Consider the following 16,979-nt stretch of genomic DNA (forward strand, 5'->3'; position numbering starts at 1 on the left):
TTATTTTTGTTTTGCATCATATTGATTTTGCTTCGCTATCAGTCTTGGTACCTGGTGTAGAGACGCTCTATGAGCATAAATTACGGGTAGTAAGCCTTTCTCTTTCAGCTCGATGAGTAACTCGTTTGACATATTATTGACCGTTTCATCATTGACCATATAAATACCGCCAATATTGATATTGTTTTCTTCACTTGCGAGTTTAACGGTGAGCTGCTGAGGACTTAGCAAGTTTTTCTCTTCTAAATATTTTGAGATGGCACTTGTTTGTTGTGTCATCGCCGCCATATCAAGTAAGGCATTGGCACGTTGTTTTAAGTACTCAGACTGTTCGCCACTCAGTGTGAATAGAGGGTTGCCTTCGGTTTCACTGACTAAGTTACTGTCTTCATCAATGCAGATCATGACATCATCACTATTCTCATTGGCTTTCATTAACGACAGTGGTGCATTGTTAAAGCCAAGAGGTTTAAGCGGGGCATCCCATTGTGGTGTTTGGCAGTATAAGTTGATGCCATTTTTGAGCCCCATCATTGCAACGGGCATAAACTCCTCGGTTTTCGCATTCTTGATAAATACGATTGGGTACTCTGAAGAAAGGGTAATAATTTCTCTAATCACTACAGGAACAATATGCTCCGTTGAGAAACGACTGTAATCAGTCGACTCTTTGACGTTGGTTTTTAGATGTTTGTTTGACGTAAGCGGGACAATTTGTGTCATGGGGAAGACCTAATATTTTAGCTACTTGTAATAGCTTATTGTTTTAGAAGATGTCTGTAATCACTCATAGGGCAACCACAGTAGAACTTAAAATTTTTCAAGTTAACGTTTTATCATGTATATCTTTTGTTAACCACCAATTGCTACATATAATTTGTTTTGACAGCGCTGTCAATTGCGGTGCTGTTGGTACATCAAATTCGCTCGATTCAGTATCGGGTTGCTCGGTATAAGTAACGACTTAATACTTGGGTTGCACCTTGTACCAAATGTAACAAATTTAATCATATTATTGGGACTATAATCGCATTAATTGGTACTTTACTATCAAAAAATGTAGTTGTTTGTGGTTTAGAATAATACCTTGAATATCGTGTTAATTTATTGGGTTTTATTCTGCATTCGCTGTTAATTTTATCTTTTTCATCAATAACCTGCTGTGTAATGATGCCTTGTTACTTTTTTTTAATGTCACACGATTCTCTAGTTGATTTTGATGCTTTAGTCGCTTCAATTTAGGTGTTAAGCTTTGGTTAAAAACATGTAGCGAACGCCATTTTAGTTGTGTAGTATTTAAGCTGTACATGACAGCGTTGTCATTCTCGGTTGGGGGTGGTCATGAGCATAAAAATGATAAGAAAGCATAATAAGGGATATTGAGATGCGACGATTTAACTTTAAGAAAAGTGTTCTAGCGACCAGCATTGCGGTTGTAATGACAAGCGGAGTAGCTCCTCTTGCTGTTGCGGCTGATGAGACTACAGCGTCTGATGAAAATATTGAGGTCATAGCGGTTCGAGGTATTCGTGCCAGTACTAAAGCCAGTATCAACACCAAGCGATTCTCTGATTCTCAAGTAGATGGTATTTCTGCTGAGGATATTGGTAAGCTTCCAGATGTCACCATTGCAGATTCATTGCAACGTATTACCGGTGTTCAAGTAGAAAGAACTGCAGGCGAGAGTGGTCCAGTTCAAATCCGTGGTCTGCCTCAAGTTGATACCATGATGAATGGTGAGATCTTCTTAAGCGCGACAACGATTGATTCATCAACCACTGATTTAGGTGATTTACCATCACAACTTTTTTCTGGTGTTGATGTTTATAAAACTAAAAATGCAAGTAATGTCGGCGCGGGTATGGCCGGTACTATTGATCTGAAAACTCGTCGTCCATTTGATATGGATACTGGATTTACATTCGCAGGTGGCGCGGAAGCGACACAAGGTTCTATTAGCGAAGAAACAGATCCAACGTTCCACGGTCTAGTATCATACAATGATGATAAATTCGGTGTTCTACTTTCTGCCGTAACATCTCAAGCGACGCTAGCAACCGATTACAACGGTTTTAACGACACGTCAGAAAACGGCGGTTTGGGTTGGACTGGTAGCAGTGTGACCGATGGCGTTAACCACATCACTCCTCATGGTTTCACCGCGTTTAATAAGCAAGAAGAGCGTGACCGTGATGCATTACAATTTAGTCTTCAAGGTGATTTGGGCGAAGGTTTTGAGTTAACTTTTGACTATTTCTATACCAATCAAGAGCGCTTCAATGCGCGTCGCGGTTTTAACCACAACAGTCGCTGGCAGGGTTATCAAAACTATGCAGACGCAACTAGCTTTACCGGCAGTGGCTACACTCACCTAGAAACAGGTGAAGAGTGGCGTGCAGTAAACGGTTATCAAATGCGTCCTTACCGTATGCAGTCGTTTACTCAGGTTAACATTAACGAAGAAAAATCTGAGAACTTCAACTTAGAGCTGAATTATGACAATGGTGGCGCGTTAACTGGTCAAGTTCGTGTAACTCACGCGACTGCGAAAGCAACCATGCGTCATGCTTACGGTGAAGGCGATATCCTCAGTATTGATGAAGGGACACTAATTACTGGTCCTGGTGGATTAACTCCAGCTGAATATTGTAACAATGGCGAAGAGATTGTAGGTGACCAAGGTGGTTGCTACGGTAACTACTCAACTGGTATCCAAGATTCACAATTCCTGATCACTCATTCTTCTGCTGGTGCCTACCCACACTTTGGTGGTTTTGACCAGATGGTTAACGGTGGTAAAGGTATGATGAGTGTTGCCGATTATATGGCAGACAAAGATTCATACCATATTGGTGCGTTCTCATCAGAAGGTAACACTGATGATAGAGGCGAGCTTGATACCTTTAGCACAGCATGGAACTATGCATTTGATGATCTAAGTTTCATCAGTAGTGTTGATTTCGGTCTGCGCTATATGGAGCGTAGTGTTGATCATGACCAATTCACTTATACCTCTGATTTTGGTGGTGGATGTGATATCGCTCAGTGGAAAGCGGTTGACCAAGCCTACGGTGCAGATTGTGTCGGTGTTGAAGGCACGGGTGAGATGGTTAACGGTGAATGGGTACCTTATACACTACTTCCACCTACTGGAATTGATGAAGTCACGACAGCATCATTTCAAACTAACTTTGGTGGCGTAACGGGTATTCCAGGAGTTTGGTCAATTGATCCAAGTAACTTCCGTGACCCACGTGCATTCCATGAAAGAGTATTTGGTAATGTTGCTCGCACTGAAAATGGTGGTTCAACTTACGATGTTAAGCTCAAAGAAATGAGCTACTTCCTACAAGCGAATATCGATTGGGAAGGCCTAACAGGTAACTTTGGCGTTAAAGTCGTAAATACTGATTTGTATGTTAAGCAAAATCTAGTTGGACCTAACTTACCGCATTCAGGTTTAGGACCTGATATTGGTGATGTGGTTACTGAGCGTAGCTATACCGATTATCTACCACGTGTGAACTTAAACTACGGTATCACTGAAGATCTTATCGTTCGTGGTGCTTACTCGAAAGAGATGATGCCACTCGATCTATCTGAGTGGGGTGAAGGTAAAGTCGTTGGTAATGCGTATAACGCAGAATGTGACTGTATGCGTGTGGTTAACGGTCAGCTAAGGGGTAACCCAGAGCTAGATCCACTACGTTCAGACAACTACTCGCTTTCTGCTGAGTGGTACATGGCTGAAGCATCAATGCTATCTGCTGGTCTATTCTTAATTGAAATTGAGAGTTTCACTACACCTGGTATCACCATGGTAGATGAGCCAGATTCAGACGGTGTTAAACGTGGTCCTTGGCCTTTCACTACAACCCTACAGGGAACTGGTGGCGAAGTTAAAGGCTTTGAATTAGCGGGTCGTGTTGCTTTTGGTGACTATACCGATATTGCTATTCTAAATAACTTTGGTTTTGATGCTAACTACACCTACACAGATAGTAGCCGTGAAGACAAAGACGTATATGGCAATGATCTACCGTTCATTGGTATGTCAGAAGACACATACAATGCGGTACTTTGGTATGAGCAAGAAGAGTTTTCAGCGCGTATTGCATGGAACTCACGTAGCCCACGTCTGATCACTCCAGGTTCTGCTGGAACGGGCGGACAGTCTCTTTACCAAGATGACTATTCGCAGTTAGATGTGAACGTGACCTATAACCTCAATGAGAACTTTAGCTTCTATCTCAACGGTTCAAACATTACCGAAGAGATCCAGGAAACTTATGTTGAGTTCCCAGAGCAGAAAGCATTCCAGAATGCTTATGAAGCACGTTATACATTGGGTGCACGTATGATTTTCTAATAGAAATCATTTTAATTGGTGTATCTAAAGGTGCCGCAGTCGCGGCACCTTTTTGCGTTTTTATTGTCACAGAATACACATTTAATTTATTGATAATATTTGATTATTAGTCCATTTTGTTGTCTAGTGATTAAATGCTGCAATGGTGTGATGTATCGCCGATAGGGCGGGTTTGTTGATGTTATATTTACTGAGTGGTAGCTAAAATGGAAAGTTCAGCGAATGAAGTTAACTCGATTGTAATTGTGGGTGGTGGCACATCTGGTTGGATGACGGCTGCGGCCCTCAGTCAGCACTTTAAGGATAAGCCAGTCAGTATCACCTTGGTTGAGTCTTCACAAATTGGAACCATAGGGGTTGGAGAAGCGACGATTCCTACCTTAAGGCGCTTCTATGCCAAGCTGGGACTAACCGATACTGACGTACTAAAAGCGACTAATGCAACGTGCAAACTGGGTATTGAATTTAAGGACTGGTCAACGTTAGGTGACAGTTTTATTCACCCTTTTGGGATCTTTGGTCAAGGTACTAAAGAGACCGATTTTCACCACTATTGGCTGCGTGCGATGCAAGCGGGGCATACCACAGCATTCTCAGAGTACTCATTAGGTGTGCAACTTGCTCGGTCCAATAAGTTTACTTACCCCAGTACCAAGCCAGAAAGCCAATTGGAGGTCTATGACTGGGCGCTGCATTTTGACGCGTCACTGTTTGCCGAGTTAATGAAGCAAGTGGCTCTGCAAGCCAATGTAATGGTCATTGACGACAAAATTGAGCAAGTTAATACCGATAATCACAATGGACACATTTCGTCACTACAGCTTGCCAGTGGTGGTCAAGTCAAAGGCGATCTATTTATCGATTGCTCAGGTTTTCGTTCGATGCTGTTACAGCAGACATTAAACACAGGCTATTGCGATTGGAGCGAGTGGTTGTTATGCGATAAAGCGGTTGCTGTGCAGACAAAAGCGAGTGACGATCCGATTGCAAGAACCGTCTCCCATGCCCAGAAAGCTGGGTGGATATGGAAGATCCCACTGCAACATCGCACTGGTAATGGTCATGTATATTCGAGCCAGTTTATGAGCGAAGAGCAAGCGGAGCAATGCCTATTACAACAGCTAGATGGGCCTGTATTGCATGAACCTAGACACTTTAGTTTTACCCCAGGCCGTGCACAAAAAGCCTGGAACAAAAACTGTATCGCAGTGGGTCTATCTTCAGGCTTTTTAGAACCGCTAGAAAGCACCAGTATTGCACTAGTTGAAACCGCTATTGAAAAAATATGCCTATCTTTTCCAGCTAATCAATATACAACTCGTACAGTCGATAAGTTTAACGATGTTACTGCGGCCGAATATGAACGTGTCAGAGACTTCATTATATTGCACTACAAAGCGACCCAACGAAATGACTCACCTATGTGGCGTTATTGTCAGCAGATGGACATTCCTCAATCGTTAACCGATAAACTAGCGGCTTACCAAAAGAATGGGACAATGCTTGCTTATCCATGGGAGATTTTTGGCAAAGACAGTTGGCTGGCTATCTACCATGGCTTTGGCTTAATCCCAGAGCAATACGCGACAAAAGCCGATAATATGGAGCAAGCTTACCTGCTTAAACATATGCATTATATGAAATCGAGAGTCGCTCAAAGCGTGAATAGCGCGCCGACCCACAAACAATTTTTGTATGAAACCTGTGGATTTGAAGCTGGGAAGTAATTGTTGTGTTAGCACGCTAGCCTGTTAATCGTCAAAGCTAACAGGCTAGGGTGTGGTTTACCGCGTTGCAGCGCAGTGTTTAGCGATAAATTGCTCATGGGTCATGGCTTGGTTTGCTGCCTGTGTGATAGAGCGTTTCATTTGTTCTAAGTTGTTGATTATGACTTGGTGCTCTACCGAGTCTGCACGGGGATCGTACCTTTTTGGCGTAACCCCGAAAGCATGGTACATAGTAAGCCAGCTTGCCGCCTCAAATGATTCACTTTCATGAATAATGATATGGCCTCGGCTTTCAAATAACGCGATTTTATGTGCCAATGTGTCAGGGACAGGCATAGACTGACAATAACGCCAGAATTCGCTGTCTTGGCGGTCTGTGAGCTTATAGTGCAAGATAATAAAGTCCCTTACGTGCTCAAGTTCCGCATTATGTAGGCGGTTTACTTCTGCGATATCGTGTTGATTAAAACTAGTGTCTGGAAAGAAGTCTAGCAGCTTAGCAATCGCACTTTGGATTAATGAAATACTGGTCGATTCAATGGGTTCTAAAAAGCCGCTAGAGAGACCCACGGCAAAGCAGTTTTTATTCCAAATTTGTTTGCGTCTTCCCGGTGTAAAACGAAATTGTTTGGCTTGATTAGAGGGTTGACCCTCGATATTCCCAAGTAGGTTTTGCATCGCATGGTCATCATCTTCAAATTGGCTGGCGTAGATATAGCCATTTCCCATTCGGTGTTGCAGCGGTATGCGCCATTGCCAACCATTACTATGTGCAATGGCCCGCGTATAGGGCGCAGGTTGTTGTTGCAGTTCGCTCTGTACAGCGATGGCTTTATCGCATAGTAACCACTCACTCCAGTCTTCATAACCAGTTTCTAGTGCTTGCTCAATCAGTAATCCTTTAAACCCTGTACAGTCGACAAAGAGATCGGCAGATACTCGTTGGCCGTTGGTTAGCGTTACTGATTCAATAAAGCCGCTTTCTGCCTGACAATTTACCTGCTCAATCTTACTATCAATATGCACAACCCCCTGTTTGGTTGCATGTTGCTTGAGTAGGTTTGCATAGAGACCGGCATCAAAGTGATACGCATAAGAATAATCAGCTAATGGTGTCGCGGGTTGCGGGTGCGGCTGAGCAAAGCGGTTAGTGCGTGCTAACACACTTGAAAAACTGTAATCACTTAGCTCCGTAGCAAACCCCGATTGCGATAACTTGTGTAAATAGTGATGAAATGGTACGCCATTGACGGGGATACCATAGTCGCTAAAAGGATGAAAAAATGGCTGTTGGTTCTGAGTCCATTGCTCAAACTGTATCCCCAATTTGAAGGTGGCTTGGGTGGCTTTAATGAATTCAAGTTCATCAAGTCCAATTTGATGATTAAACTGCACAATACTGGGGATAGTCGCTTCGCCGACACCAACGGTAGCTATGTCAGTTGACTCAATAAGTGTGATGTTCAGCTGCTTTCCCTGCGCATACTTGATTAGGCTTGCAGCTGTCATCCAGCCTGCCGTGCCGCCACCCAGAATCACTACATCTTTAATTGGAGCTGTCATCCTTTCACCTCTTTGTTATTTGTGTAGTCGCCAACAGGTTTTATATTAGGGGTACATATGGATTCCGGAGATGATAATCCAAAATGCGAAAAATAATTTTAGCGATCTTACCGGTAAGTACAGTGCTAACTTTTTGGCTAGAATTCCACCGAGGATGGCTCCCGGGCCGGCAAACAGCACAATATTAAAATATGCATCACTGCTAGGGTTTAAATGAATTGGGCTCACAGACCAAACCGTAATCGCGGTAACCATGACGCCAACCGCAACGGCCAAGGTTGGTGAGAAGCGACTTAATATCAGGTAAATCACCAATATTTCTCCCACCCCAACAGATAACCAAGCGGTGATCAGTCCACCGACAAAGCTCAATATGATTAGATGGCTTACCTCAAGGGGAGTAAGTGAGCGAGTAGAGTGCTGCTTTTGTGGGCGTAAGCCACTGTAGACAATGGCAATCCCTAAAATAATTGAGAACAGGCTAAAGCTTAGCTCCAATGAAGCTGGCGCTGAAATACTCAGTAACTCTGCACACCAAATTCCCATAATGGATACAGGGGCGCATAGGCCGACTAAAATGGGTAGTAGCTGTGCAGATTGTTTAAATTCAGCCTGTTTGAAGTGACGCCACCACGCGATGGAACCTGCGGTCATACCGAAACATTGAATCGCAAACGATGTTGATACGCTCTGGCTATGGCTAAGTTCAAGGCTATTAAATACCGGAATAAAGATAACTCCACCGCCAGCACCTGTGGAGTTTGCGAAAATGGCGCCAGTTATCCCTAACATCACGTAGTGAAGGTAACTTTTGATTACATCCAATGTGTCAGTAAATTGCATCGCCCAGATAAACCAAATGGATACTAAGCCTGCGAGTAAAATGAGATGGCGCTGATAGTCTTTTATTTTATTGAATTTTCTTATCATTATTCCACTCTGGTCGTTATCTTAGCTTAAAAGTGGCCAGCAAATCCATGTCGATGTTAGCAACAATTGACAGCGTTGTCATTATTTTGTTAATGGGTGCGATTCTCGCAAAGCTAGGCTGCAAAGGGGATTGGAGCGCTATTGGGTCGCTCAACTAAAAAAACATGCTCAAATTTGTCAAAAATATGTAGAAATTCTGTTCGGGCTTGTGTATGTTTGTAAATGACAGCGTTGTCATTTGCTTGTGTGACTCGTTTGTCTTGTAAGGTCTACATGGTTTAGGAAGAGGTCTCCTACTTCATGTGTTTGGCATCTGTATAACGAAAATTTATGCATTTGTGTTTGTTATTTCTAAATAGTCTCTCCCCAGAAACTAGAGTTGGCTAGGTGGTTTATCCAATCAGTATTTGATAAAACACCTAGCTATTTTTTCTTAGAAATACTAAGGCCTTATTAGGTACATTTTTACCTGCTGGCGGCAAAACAATTACTATAACTCTTGCTTTATAATTAGAGCGCTTAAAAGAGGTGCTGCAAATGAAAATAAAGCCATTTCTTGCCATTAGCAAAGCATATCAACGTTGGCAATTTAGCTTTCATCTGAGCCATATCATTACCTCTTAATAGCTAGTAACTTGTTATACTCCCGTCAATAAATTACCGATAACTGCCATGCCAAAGCAGGGTGGTTACCATAAAATTTGCCGTAAATGTTTTAAGGTAAAGCTACGCAGCATTATCGCGTGGTTGCTAAGTGATAAATACAAAGACAATATTAGCAAACTTATTTTGGCCACTGGCATAGATAGGACTGCACCCCATCAGCGTGTTAGGTATTGATGGGAGTGTCAGGGGGGGAACCAAGGGCTCCAGTGAAAGTACACTGAATTGTCAGTGGCTTATTAAACACGTTGAGAGGGTAGAGATGAAAAAGAAGTTAATAGCGGTCGCAGTCGGTTTGATGATGACTGCAACCGGATGTGCAGAAAGGACTAGCCAGGCGGCCCCAGCTGTAGAAGTGCAAGCAGGGCTAACTCAAAGTCAGCTAAATCAACTAAGCGCGACATTGGATGTCAAATATCGTCTACTATCCAACTTTCCTGAGCAATGCAGTGGTGATGGTGCGGGTGAACGCTGTTTTGCCGCACAAATAGAGTTAACCCCTGCAGCTGATTTTAATGACAAGACTTGGTCGATATATTTCAGCCAAATGCGCCCAGTGCAACAGGTTCTTTCGCAACAATTTGCCATAGAGCGAGTCAAGGGCGATTTGCATAAAATTACCCCTACTGAACAGTTTGCTGGTTTTAAGGCCGGTGAAACGGTCACTATCGATTTTATCGGTCAGTCGTGGCAGCTGTCAGAAATTGATGCAATGCCTAGTTATTACATTACTGCTGGCGAGTTAAGCCCGGCAGTGATTAAAAGTACTCAAGTTAGCATTGATAGTGAAACGGGCATGGAAGTACGCCCTTATGTTGTTGACTTTGACGATGAACTAAATCATTACAAGCGCAGCAAGAGTGACCAACTACAGTGGGCTAAAAGTGATGTGCTTTTTGCCGCCAATCAAACGATTGAACATGACAGCGCACAAGTGGTTGATGCGATTATTCCAACCCCTTTAAGTCAAGTTGTAAGCTCAACAGATCAAGCGGTCGATCTTAATGCCGGTATCAAGGTGATATTAAATGGTGTTAAAGCCAGTAGTGTTGATGCGGCATTGAACCGCCTAGCACGTATCGGTGTCGCCCAAAGCAATAGTGGTTTACCGACTTTGCTGGAACTCGATAAGACGATTACCGGCGAGGGGGCTTACGAGTTAACTATTGGTGCAGATAGAATCGTCATTAACGCTAACAGCGATGCGGGTTTCTCGTATGGCTTAGCCTCGCTAACTAGCTTAGTAGATGTGAAATCTAAGAAAGTTAATGAGATGAAAGTGGTTGATGCCCCGCGTTATGATTTCCGCGGCATGCATGTTGACGTAGCGCGTAACTTTCATAGCAAAGCATTCATCTTAGATCTGCTCGACCAGATGGCCGCATACAAGCTTAACAAGTTGCATTTGCATATGGCAGATGATGAAGGCTGGCGTTTAGAGATTGAAGGCTTACCAGAGCTAACAGATATTGGTGGTCAGCGCTGTCATGATCTTGCCGAGAATAATTGTCTATTACCCCAGCTTGGAAGTGGGCCTAGCACAGATACGCAAGTCAATGGTTACTATAGCAAAGCAGACTATATTGAGATTTTGCAATATGCCGCAGCAAGGCAAATCGAAGTCATTCCTTCAATGGATATGCCAGGGCACTCACGTGCGGCCATTATTTCTATGGAAGCACGTTACCGTAAACTGATGGCGCAAGGGCTTGAGCAACAAGCCAATGAGTATCGATTGACCGACCCGCTAGATACCACAGTTTACTCTTCTGTACAGTACTATGATGACAACACCATTAACGTTTGTATGGAGTCTAGCTTCCACTTTGTTGATAAAGTCATTGATGAAATCGCCAACTTGCATGAGCAAGCTGGACAGCCGCTAAAAATCTATCATATTGGCGCCGATGAAACGGCAGGTGCTTGGTTAGAGTCACCTTTGTGTAAAGCTTTTATCGCCAACAACGATCAAGGAGTCACATCCGTTGATGAGCTGGGTGCTTATTTTATTGAGCGTCTATCTAATCTGATTGCAAGTAAAGGTATTTTAGCTGCAGGCTGGAGTGATGGAATGAGCCATACTCGACCTGAAAAAATGGCCAAAAACAACCAAAGTAATATTTGGGATGTTGTCGCCCATGGTGGTCATAAACGCGCCCATCAGCAAGCTAACCTAGGTTGGGATGCGGTGTTAGGTAATCCTGAGGTACTGTACTTTGACTTTCCTTATGTGAATGATCCGAAAGAGCATGGCTACTATTGGGCAAGTCGCGGCACCGATGAGAGAACTTTGCATAGTTTCATGCCGGATAATTTACCTGCCAACGCAGAGCAATGGACAGACATTGAAGGTAAGCCATTTGAAGCTGACGATCGAGTCACTAAAGATGACCAAGGTAAGCTTGTTTCAGGCCCTCTCAAACAAGGTGTTAAATTTGCAGGTCTGCAAGGTCAGATCTGGAGTGAAACACTGCGCAGTGACGAGCTAGTTGAGTATATGATTTACCCACGTCTATTAGTGCTTGCTGAAAGAGCTTGGCACAAAGCGAGCTGGGAAGTGCCCTACAACTATGAAGGCGCTGTATATAACCAGCAAACGGGTACATTTACCAATGAAATGCGAGCCGCTCAAAGTAAACAGTGGGGCGAGTTAGCCAATACGTTGGGCCAAAAAGAGTTGGTTAAACTCGATCTTGCTGGTATCGACTACCGCGTTCCTACCGTGGGCGCTAAAATCGAACAAGGCATGCTGTATACCAACATTATCTACCCTGGCTTGAGTATTGAATATCGTGCTAATGGTGGAGACTGGCAAAAGTTCACCGCGCCGGTTGCGGTGACAGGCCAAGTCGAGGTTCGTGCAATTGCTGCAGATAATCAACGTAAAGGTAGAACACTTGTTGTGAATTAACAGGGTGTTAACGAGCGTAACCACGCTGAATTATTGGTGTGGTTACGCTACAAGCCGCGTATTCCCTATGTTTTGACCGAAAGTAATAATTATGGATTGTGGTTAAAAAAGTAAATGACAACGCTGTCATTTATGTTGTAACATAGGGTTAACTTAGTCAGTAGGCAGAGCAAAAGTGACGACTATCTCTTTGCTTTGAATAATAAAACTGTTGAAGAGGTCTGTCATGAGTGTGAACCAGACAAAGGAGAAACCGTTGTTTATAGGTATTGATGGTGGCGGCAGCAAGTGCCGAGCAACGATCTATTCAAACGAAGATGGCGTAATAGGTACAGGTGTTGCTGGACGTGCCAACCCTTTGCATGGCTTGTCTCAAACCTTTGAATCGATTCAAATGTCTACCGAACTAGCGTTGAAAGATGCCGGAATGAGCCCAACAGAAAGTAAAGGCCTTATCGCGGGCTTAGGGCTTGCGGGAGTTAATGTACCGCGCCTTTATCAAGACATTGTCAATTGGTCTCATCCTTTTGCGGACATGTTTGTCACGACTGATTTGCACACAGCCTGCATTGGTGCTCACCGCGGTGGCGAAGGTGCAGTGATTATTACCGGAACAGGTTCATGTGGCTATGCCCATGTCGCTGGTAAACAGGTATGTCTTGGTGGTCATGGTTTTGCCCTTGGCGATAAAGGCAGTGGCGCATGGTTAGGTTTAAAAGCCGCTGAGCAAGTATTACTGCATTTAGATGGTTTTGCACAAAAAACAGCGTTAACTGAACAGTTACTCGCGCATTTTAAAGTCCACGATGCCATGGGCATCGTTGAGCATCTTGCTGGCCAGTCATCAAGCAGCTACGCCAAGCTAGCGCGAACTGTGCTGACTTGTGCCCACGAAAAAGATGAAGTGGCACAAAATATTGTTAAAGAAGGTGCGCAGTACATCAGTGAACTGGCCCGCAAACTGTTTGAAGTTAACCCTCCAAGGTTTTCAATGATTGGAGGCTTGGCGGAGCCATTAGCGCCGTGGCTGGATAAAGATGTGGTGGCTAAGTTATCCCCCACACTCGCGCCACCGGAGCTAGGTGCTACCTATTTTGCTAGGCAGAGCTTCGATAAAAAAATGAACTGATTGACTAGCGGCTTGATAGATTCTATCAGGCCGCTTTGCTAATGCTGACACAGGAATGGCCGTCAGAATGACAGACACACTAATGGAAGCTGATACCAAAAGCGCTAGCCATTATATCGCTAAGCAGATTGAGGATAACCGCTCACTTATCGCAGCCATTGGCAGCAAAATACGCCAATATGCACCTAAATTTGTGATGCTCGTTGGCCGAGGATCTTCTGACAACGCCGCGGTGTTCGCAAAGTATTTAATTGAAATTGAAGCGGGTGTTGCCACTTTTTCAGCAGCGCCCTCGGTTGCAAGCGTGTATGGTAAAACACTGGCTCTTGAAGGAGCGATGGTGTTGATCATTTCGCACTCTGGCCAAAGCCCTGACATTATTGCGCAAGCAGAAATGGCTCGTAATGCAGGCGCCTATAGCGTTGCTTTAACAAGCGAAGTGGAAGGCCCACTAAAGCATCTTGTTGACGATATCATTCCTCTGCACATTGGTCAGGAACAGGGGGTGACTGCAACCAAAAGCTTGTTGGCAACACTAACTGGGTTATTGCAATTAACCAGTAGTTGGACAGGTAATCAGGAGCTGACTGCCGCTGTAGCATCGCTGCCTACCATTTTGCAGGAGGCAACCCACGCGCCTGCTAACTTGCGAGTAGAGCAGTTGCAGGGGGTAACTAATTTAGTGGTACTTGGCAGAGGGTTAGGGTTTGCTGTGGCTAAAGAAGTCGCGCTCAAACTTAAAGAGGTTTGTGCGATACATGCTGAAGCTGTTAGTAGTGCCGAGTTTCGCCATGGCTGCGCAGCGCTTGTTGCGCAAGATATAAAAGTGATTGATGTATGTATTAGTGATGAATCTTATCTCAATCATTTAGAACAGCTGGAACATCTGCTGCAATGTGAAACACCTTTAGTACACCTTAATCAAGTGTTAACTGGCGTACATCCTCGGGTAGCACCGCTAGCACTATTGCAACGCTTTTATATTGATATAGCCAAAATATCGACCCTGTTGGGGGCTAACCCCGATGAGCCAGAAGGGCTAAGTAAGGTGATGAAAACATGCTAACAACTCACATTCACTTTATATCGGATTATAGCTAGTACGCATTTATAACGCTTTAGGAAACAACTTATGAAACAGACATTTATTGCAGAGCAGGTGTTCGATGGCGAGCGCTTTCATCAACAACTACCTATTAGTGTAGAAGATGGCCAGATTGTCGCATTAGATACTGTTAAAGGCGCCGTAGAAACCCAGTTGCCAGGGACTCTCGTACCTGGTTTTATTGATGTTCAGGTCAATGGTGGCGGCGGGGTTTTATTAAACACTGACTGCACTGTCGCGGGTATTGAAGCGATTGGCCAAGCCCATGCTCAGTACGGCACGACCGGCTATTTGCCGACGCTTATTACCGACAATGTTGAAGTGATGCAGCATGCTGCCGATGCCGTAGCGCAAGCTGTGGCGAAAGGCAGTGCAGGGGTGTTAGGCGTACATTTTGAAGGGCCGCACTTATCCATTCCTAAAAAGGGCGTTCACCCTCAATCACACATTCGCCGTATTTCCGATGCAGAACTTGCGATTTTTAGTCGAGATGATCTCGGCACCAAAGTGGTGACCTTAGCGCCGGAAAATGTATCGGTCGATGTGATAAAAGCCCTAGTTGCGGCAGATGTACGTGTGTGTTTGGGACACTCAAATGCTGATTATGATACGGTTGTAGCGGCGTTAGAAGCTGGTGCTACAGGCTTTACTCATCTTTATAATGCGATGTCACCATTAAGTTCACGAGACCCTGGCATGGTGGGCGCCGCAATTGAAAGCCAAGATGCCTGGTGTGGGCTTATTGTTGATGGTCACCATGTGCACCCAGCTGCCGCCAAGGTGGCGATTGCGGCAAAGCCACAAGGCAAAGTGATGTTAGTCACTGATGCAATGCCGCCTGTGGGCATGCCTGAAAACGCCACTTTCGAGCTATTTGGTATCGAAGTTGTTCGCCAAGGCGATAAGCTTAATGCCGTCACGGGTGAGCTCGCTGGCTGTGTGCTTGATATGATTGGTGCGGTGAATAACACGGTTAATATGTTAGGCCTGCCATTTGAGGAAGCACTGAGGATGGCGGCGCTATATCCTGCTGAGTTTATTGGTCATCAGCAGCGCGGGTTACTGAAGGTGGGTAGTCAAGCAGACATGGTGCTGCTCAATCAGCAGCGTCAAGTTGAGCAAACTTATATTGGCGGTAAAATCGTTTTTCAAAAATAACCCGAACACTCAGCCTAAAGCGTTAGCTTTGGGCTTTTTTGTATCTATACAATCATAATAATAGAGGTTGGATATATGGAAGTGAGCCAAACCAAGAAGCCCAAGTTGCGTTTAATGTCTTTAGACGCGCTGCGCGGTTTTGACATGTTCTGGATTTTAGGTGGCGAGGCCCTGTTTGTGGGGTTGCTAGCTTGGACCGGTTGGCAAGGATGGAAAATAGCTGACGCACAAATGCATCATAGTGCATGGCATGGCTTCACTTTTTATGATTTGATTTTTCCTCTATTTATATTTCTCTCTGGAGTGGCACTGGGCTTATCGCCTAAGCGATTAGACAAAATGCCGATGGTGCAGCGTCTACCTCTGTACAAGCATGCTATTAAGCGTTTGGCATTACTACTGTTTTTTGGGGTGCTTTATAATCACGGTTGGGGCGGCGGTATGCCAGCAGCGGCCGATGAAGTACGTTATGCCAGTGTACTTGGCCGCATTGCATTTGCATGGTTCTTTGCTGCGATGTTGGTTTGGCATACTAGTTTACGCACTCAACTGATTGTGGCTGCGGCCATGTTATTTGGATATGCGGCAATGCAGTTATGGTTGCCGGTGCCTGGAGGTAGCGCAGGAGATCTAACGCTGGCGGGTTCAATCAATGCCTACGTTGATACCCATTTACTGCCGGGAGTCAGCTATCAAAATCGCCCTATGGATCCTGAAGGAATACTGTCAACGCTACCTGCGGTAATTAATGCATTGGCAGGGGTCTTCACTGGTCACTTTATCGTAAAAGCGCATCCAAAGGGCGAATGGGCTAAAGTGGCTATTTTGGCCTTAGCCGGCGGGGTTACCTTGGCACTAGGCTGGTTGGCCGATTTTATCATTCCGGTAAATAAAGAGCTGTGGACCAGCAGTTTTGTATTAGTTACAACGGGGTGGAGCCTGATCCTATTAGCCTTGTTTTATGCTTTGGTCGATGTGCTTAAATGGTCTAAATTGGCATTTCCTTTCGTGGTAATTGGTTGTAATGCCATTATTATTTACTTGGCGTCGAGCTTAGTAAATTGGAGCTACACAGCGACGAGTCTATTTGGCGGCTTTATCTCGGCTCTACCAACCTCAGTTCAAGCGTTAGCGGCAACTGTAGCGCTGTTGTTGGTGCAGTGGCTACTATTGTACTGGATGTACAAACGCGGTATTTTCATCAAGGTTTAAGCCTTTGATGGTTAAATTGAATTTGATTTTTTGTGTTACCAAGTTAGTGATATTTTGTTTAAAACCCAAAATGACAGCGTTGTCTTTTTGGGTTTTATGTTTTAACATCAGTGAAACAATCAACAAGATTAATAATCAATTTTGCCTTTCCTCCCTACGGATTTGGCCAAAATAAATAAAGCCGATATCAGTGCCATAGATATCAATATATT

Annotated in this window: 10 protein-coding genes; 7 read left to right on the top strand and 3 right to left on the bottom strand. The window is 44.3% G+C overall.

Translation table 11 applies throughout. From position 1 onward, the window contains the following. Positions 1-723, bottom strand: coding sequence for a SapC family protein (locus L865_RS0107040; protein WP_028772589.1), 723 nt, complete (start codon positions 721-723; stop codon positions 1-3). 661 nt (positions 724-1,384) lie between these two features. Here L865_RS0107040 and L865_RS0107045 point away from each other — a divergent pair. Continuing rightward, a complete protein-coding gene (locus L865_RS0107045) occupies positions 1,385-4,369 on the top strand; it encodes a TonB-dependent receptor (RefSeq protein ID WP_028772590.1) in 2,985 nt (994 codons plus the stop codon). Between the two features lie 206 nt (positions 4,370-4,575). Then, entirely contained in the window at positions 4,576-6,096 is a 1,521-nt protein-coding gene (locus tag L865_RS0107050; protein WP_028772591.1) for a tryptophan halogenase family protein, read from the top strand. Positions 6,097-6,153: 57 nt separating this feature from the next. On the opposite strand, the gene L865_RS0107055 is transcribed toward L865_RS0107050, so the two are convergent. Both L865_RS0107055 and L865_RS0107060 read right to left on the bottom strand, forming a co-directional pair. Then, a complete protein-coding gene (locus tag L865_RS0107055; protein ID WP_028772592.1) occupies positions 6,154-7,659 on the bottom strand; it encodes a tryptophan halogenase family protein in 1,506 nt (501 codons plus the stop codon). Positions 7,660-7,704: 45 nt separating this feature from the next. Continuing rightward, on the bottom strand, positions 7,705-8,589 hold the full coding sequence (locus L865_RS0107060) for a sulfite exporter TauE/SafE family protein (RefSeq protein WP_037470717.1): 885 nt from the start codon (positions 8,587-8,589) through the stop codon (positions 7,705-7,707). Between the two features lie 925 nt (positions 8,590-9,514). Here L865_RS0107060 and L865_RS0107065 point away from each other — a divergent pair. From L865_RS0107065 to nagX, 5 genes are all read left to right on the top strand, one after another. After that, positions 9,515-12,163, top strand: a complete 2,649-nt coding sequence (locus L865_RS0107065; RefSeq protein ID WP_028772594.1) for a family 20 glycosylhydrolase — start codon at positions 9,515-9,517, stop codon at positions 12,161-12,163. A gap of 226 nt (positions 12,164-12,389) precedes the next feature. Beyond that, positions 12,390-13,292, top strand: a complete 903-nt coding sequence (gene nagK, locus L865_RS0107070; RefSeq protein WP_028772595.1) for an N-acetylglucosamine kinase — start codon at positions 12,390-12,392, stop codon at positions 13,290-13,292. A gap of 67 nt (positions 13,293-13,359) precedes the next feature. Further along, positions 13,360-14,358 (top strand): glucosamine-6-phosphate deaminase NagB-II, encoded by a 999-nt coding sequence (gene nagB-II / locus L865_RS0107075; protein WP_028772596.1) that lies wholly within the window; start codon positions 13,360-13,362, stop codon positions 14,356-14,358. A gap of 66 nt (positions 14,359-14,424) precedes the next feature. After that, positions 14,425-15,555, top strand: a complete 1,131-nt coding sequence (gene nagA, locus L865_RS0107080; protein WP_028772597.1) for an N-acetylglucosamine-6-phosphate deacetylase — start codon at positions 14,425-14,427, stop codon at positions 15,553-15,555. 75 nt (positions 15,556-15,630) lie between these two features. Then, positions 15,631-16,767 carry a transmembrane glucosamine N-acetyltransferase NagX gene (gene nagX, locus L865_RS0107085; RefSeq protein WP_028772598.1) on the top strand — a complete coding sequence of 379 codons (1,137 nt, stop codon included), beginning with the start codon at positions 15,631-15,633 and terminating at the stop codon, positions 16,765-16,767. Positions 16,768-16,979: the final 212 nt, after the last annotated feature.

Origin of the sequence: Shewanella waksmanii ATCC BAA-643, assembly GCF_000518805.1 — a bacterium.
Classification (GTDB): Bacteria; Pseudomonadota; Gammaproteobacteria; order Enterobacterales; family Shewanellaceae; genus Shewanella; species Shewanella waksmanii.

Bases quoted from the DNA above. Each gene is read 5' to 3' on its own strand.
- L865_RS0107040 (WP_028772589.1), bottom strand. From the start codon at position 723: ATGACACAAATTGTCCCGCTTACGTCAAACAAACATCTAAAAACCAAC.
- L865_RS0107045 (WP_028772590.1), top strand. From the start codon at position 1,385: ATGCGACGATTTAACTTTAAGAAAAGTGTTCTAGCGACCAGCATTGCG.
- L865_RS0107050 (WP_028772591.1), top strand. From the start codon at position 4,576: ATGGAAAGTTCAGCGAATGAAGTTAACTCGATTGTAATTGTGGGTGGT.
- L865_RS0107055 (WP_028772592.1), bottom strand. From the start codon at position 7,659: ATGACAGCTCCAATTAAAGATGTAGTGATTCTGGGTGGCGGCACGGCA.
- L865_RS0107060 (WP_037470717.1), bottom strand. From the start codon at position 8,589: ATGATAAGAAAATTCAATAAAATAAAAGACTATCAGCGCCATCTCATT.
- L865_RS0107065 (WP_028772594.1), top strand. From the start codon at position 9,515: ATGAAAAAGAAGTTAATAGCGGTCGCAGTCGGTTTGATGATGACTGCA.
- nagK (WP_028772595.1), top strand. From the start codon at position 12,390: ATGAGTGTGAACCAGACAAAGGAGAAACCGTTGTTTATAGGTATTGAT.
- nagB-II (WP_028772596.1), top strand. From the start codon at position 13,360: ATGACAGACACACTAATGGAAGCTGATACCAAAAGCGCTAGCCATTAT.
- nagA (WP_028772597.1), top strand. From the start codon at position 14,425: ATGAAACAGACATTTATTGCAGAGCAGGTGTTCGATGGCGAGCGCTTT.
- nagX (WP_028772598.1), top strand. From the start codon at position 15,631: ATGGAAGTGAGCCAAACCAAGAAGCCCAAGTTGCGTTTAATGTCTTTA.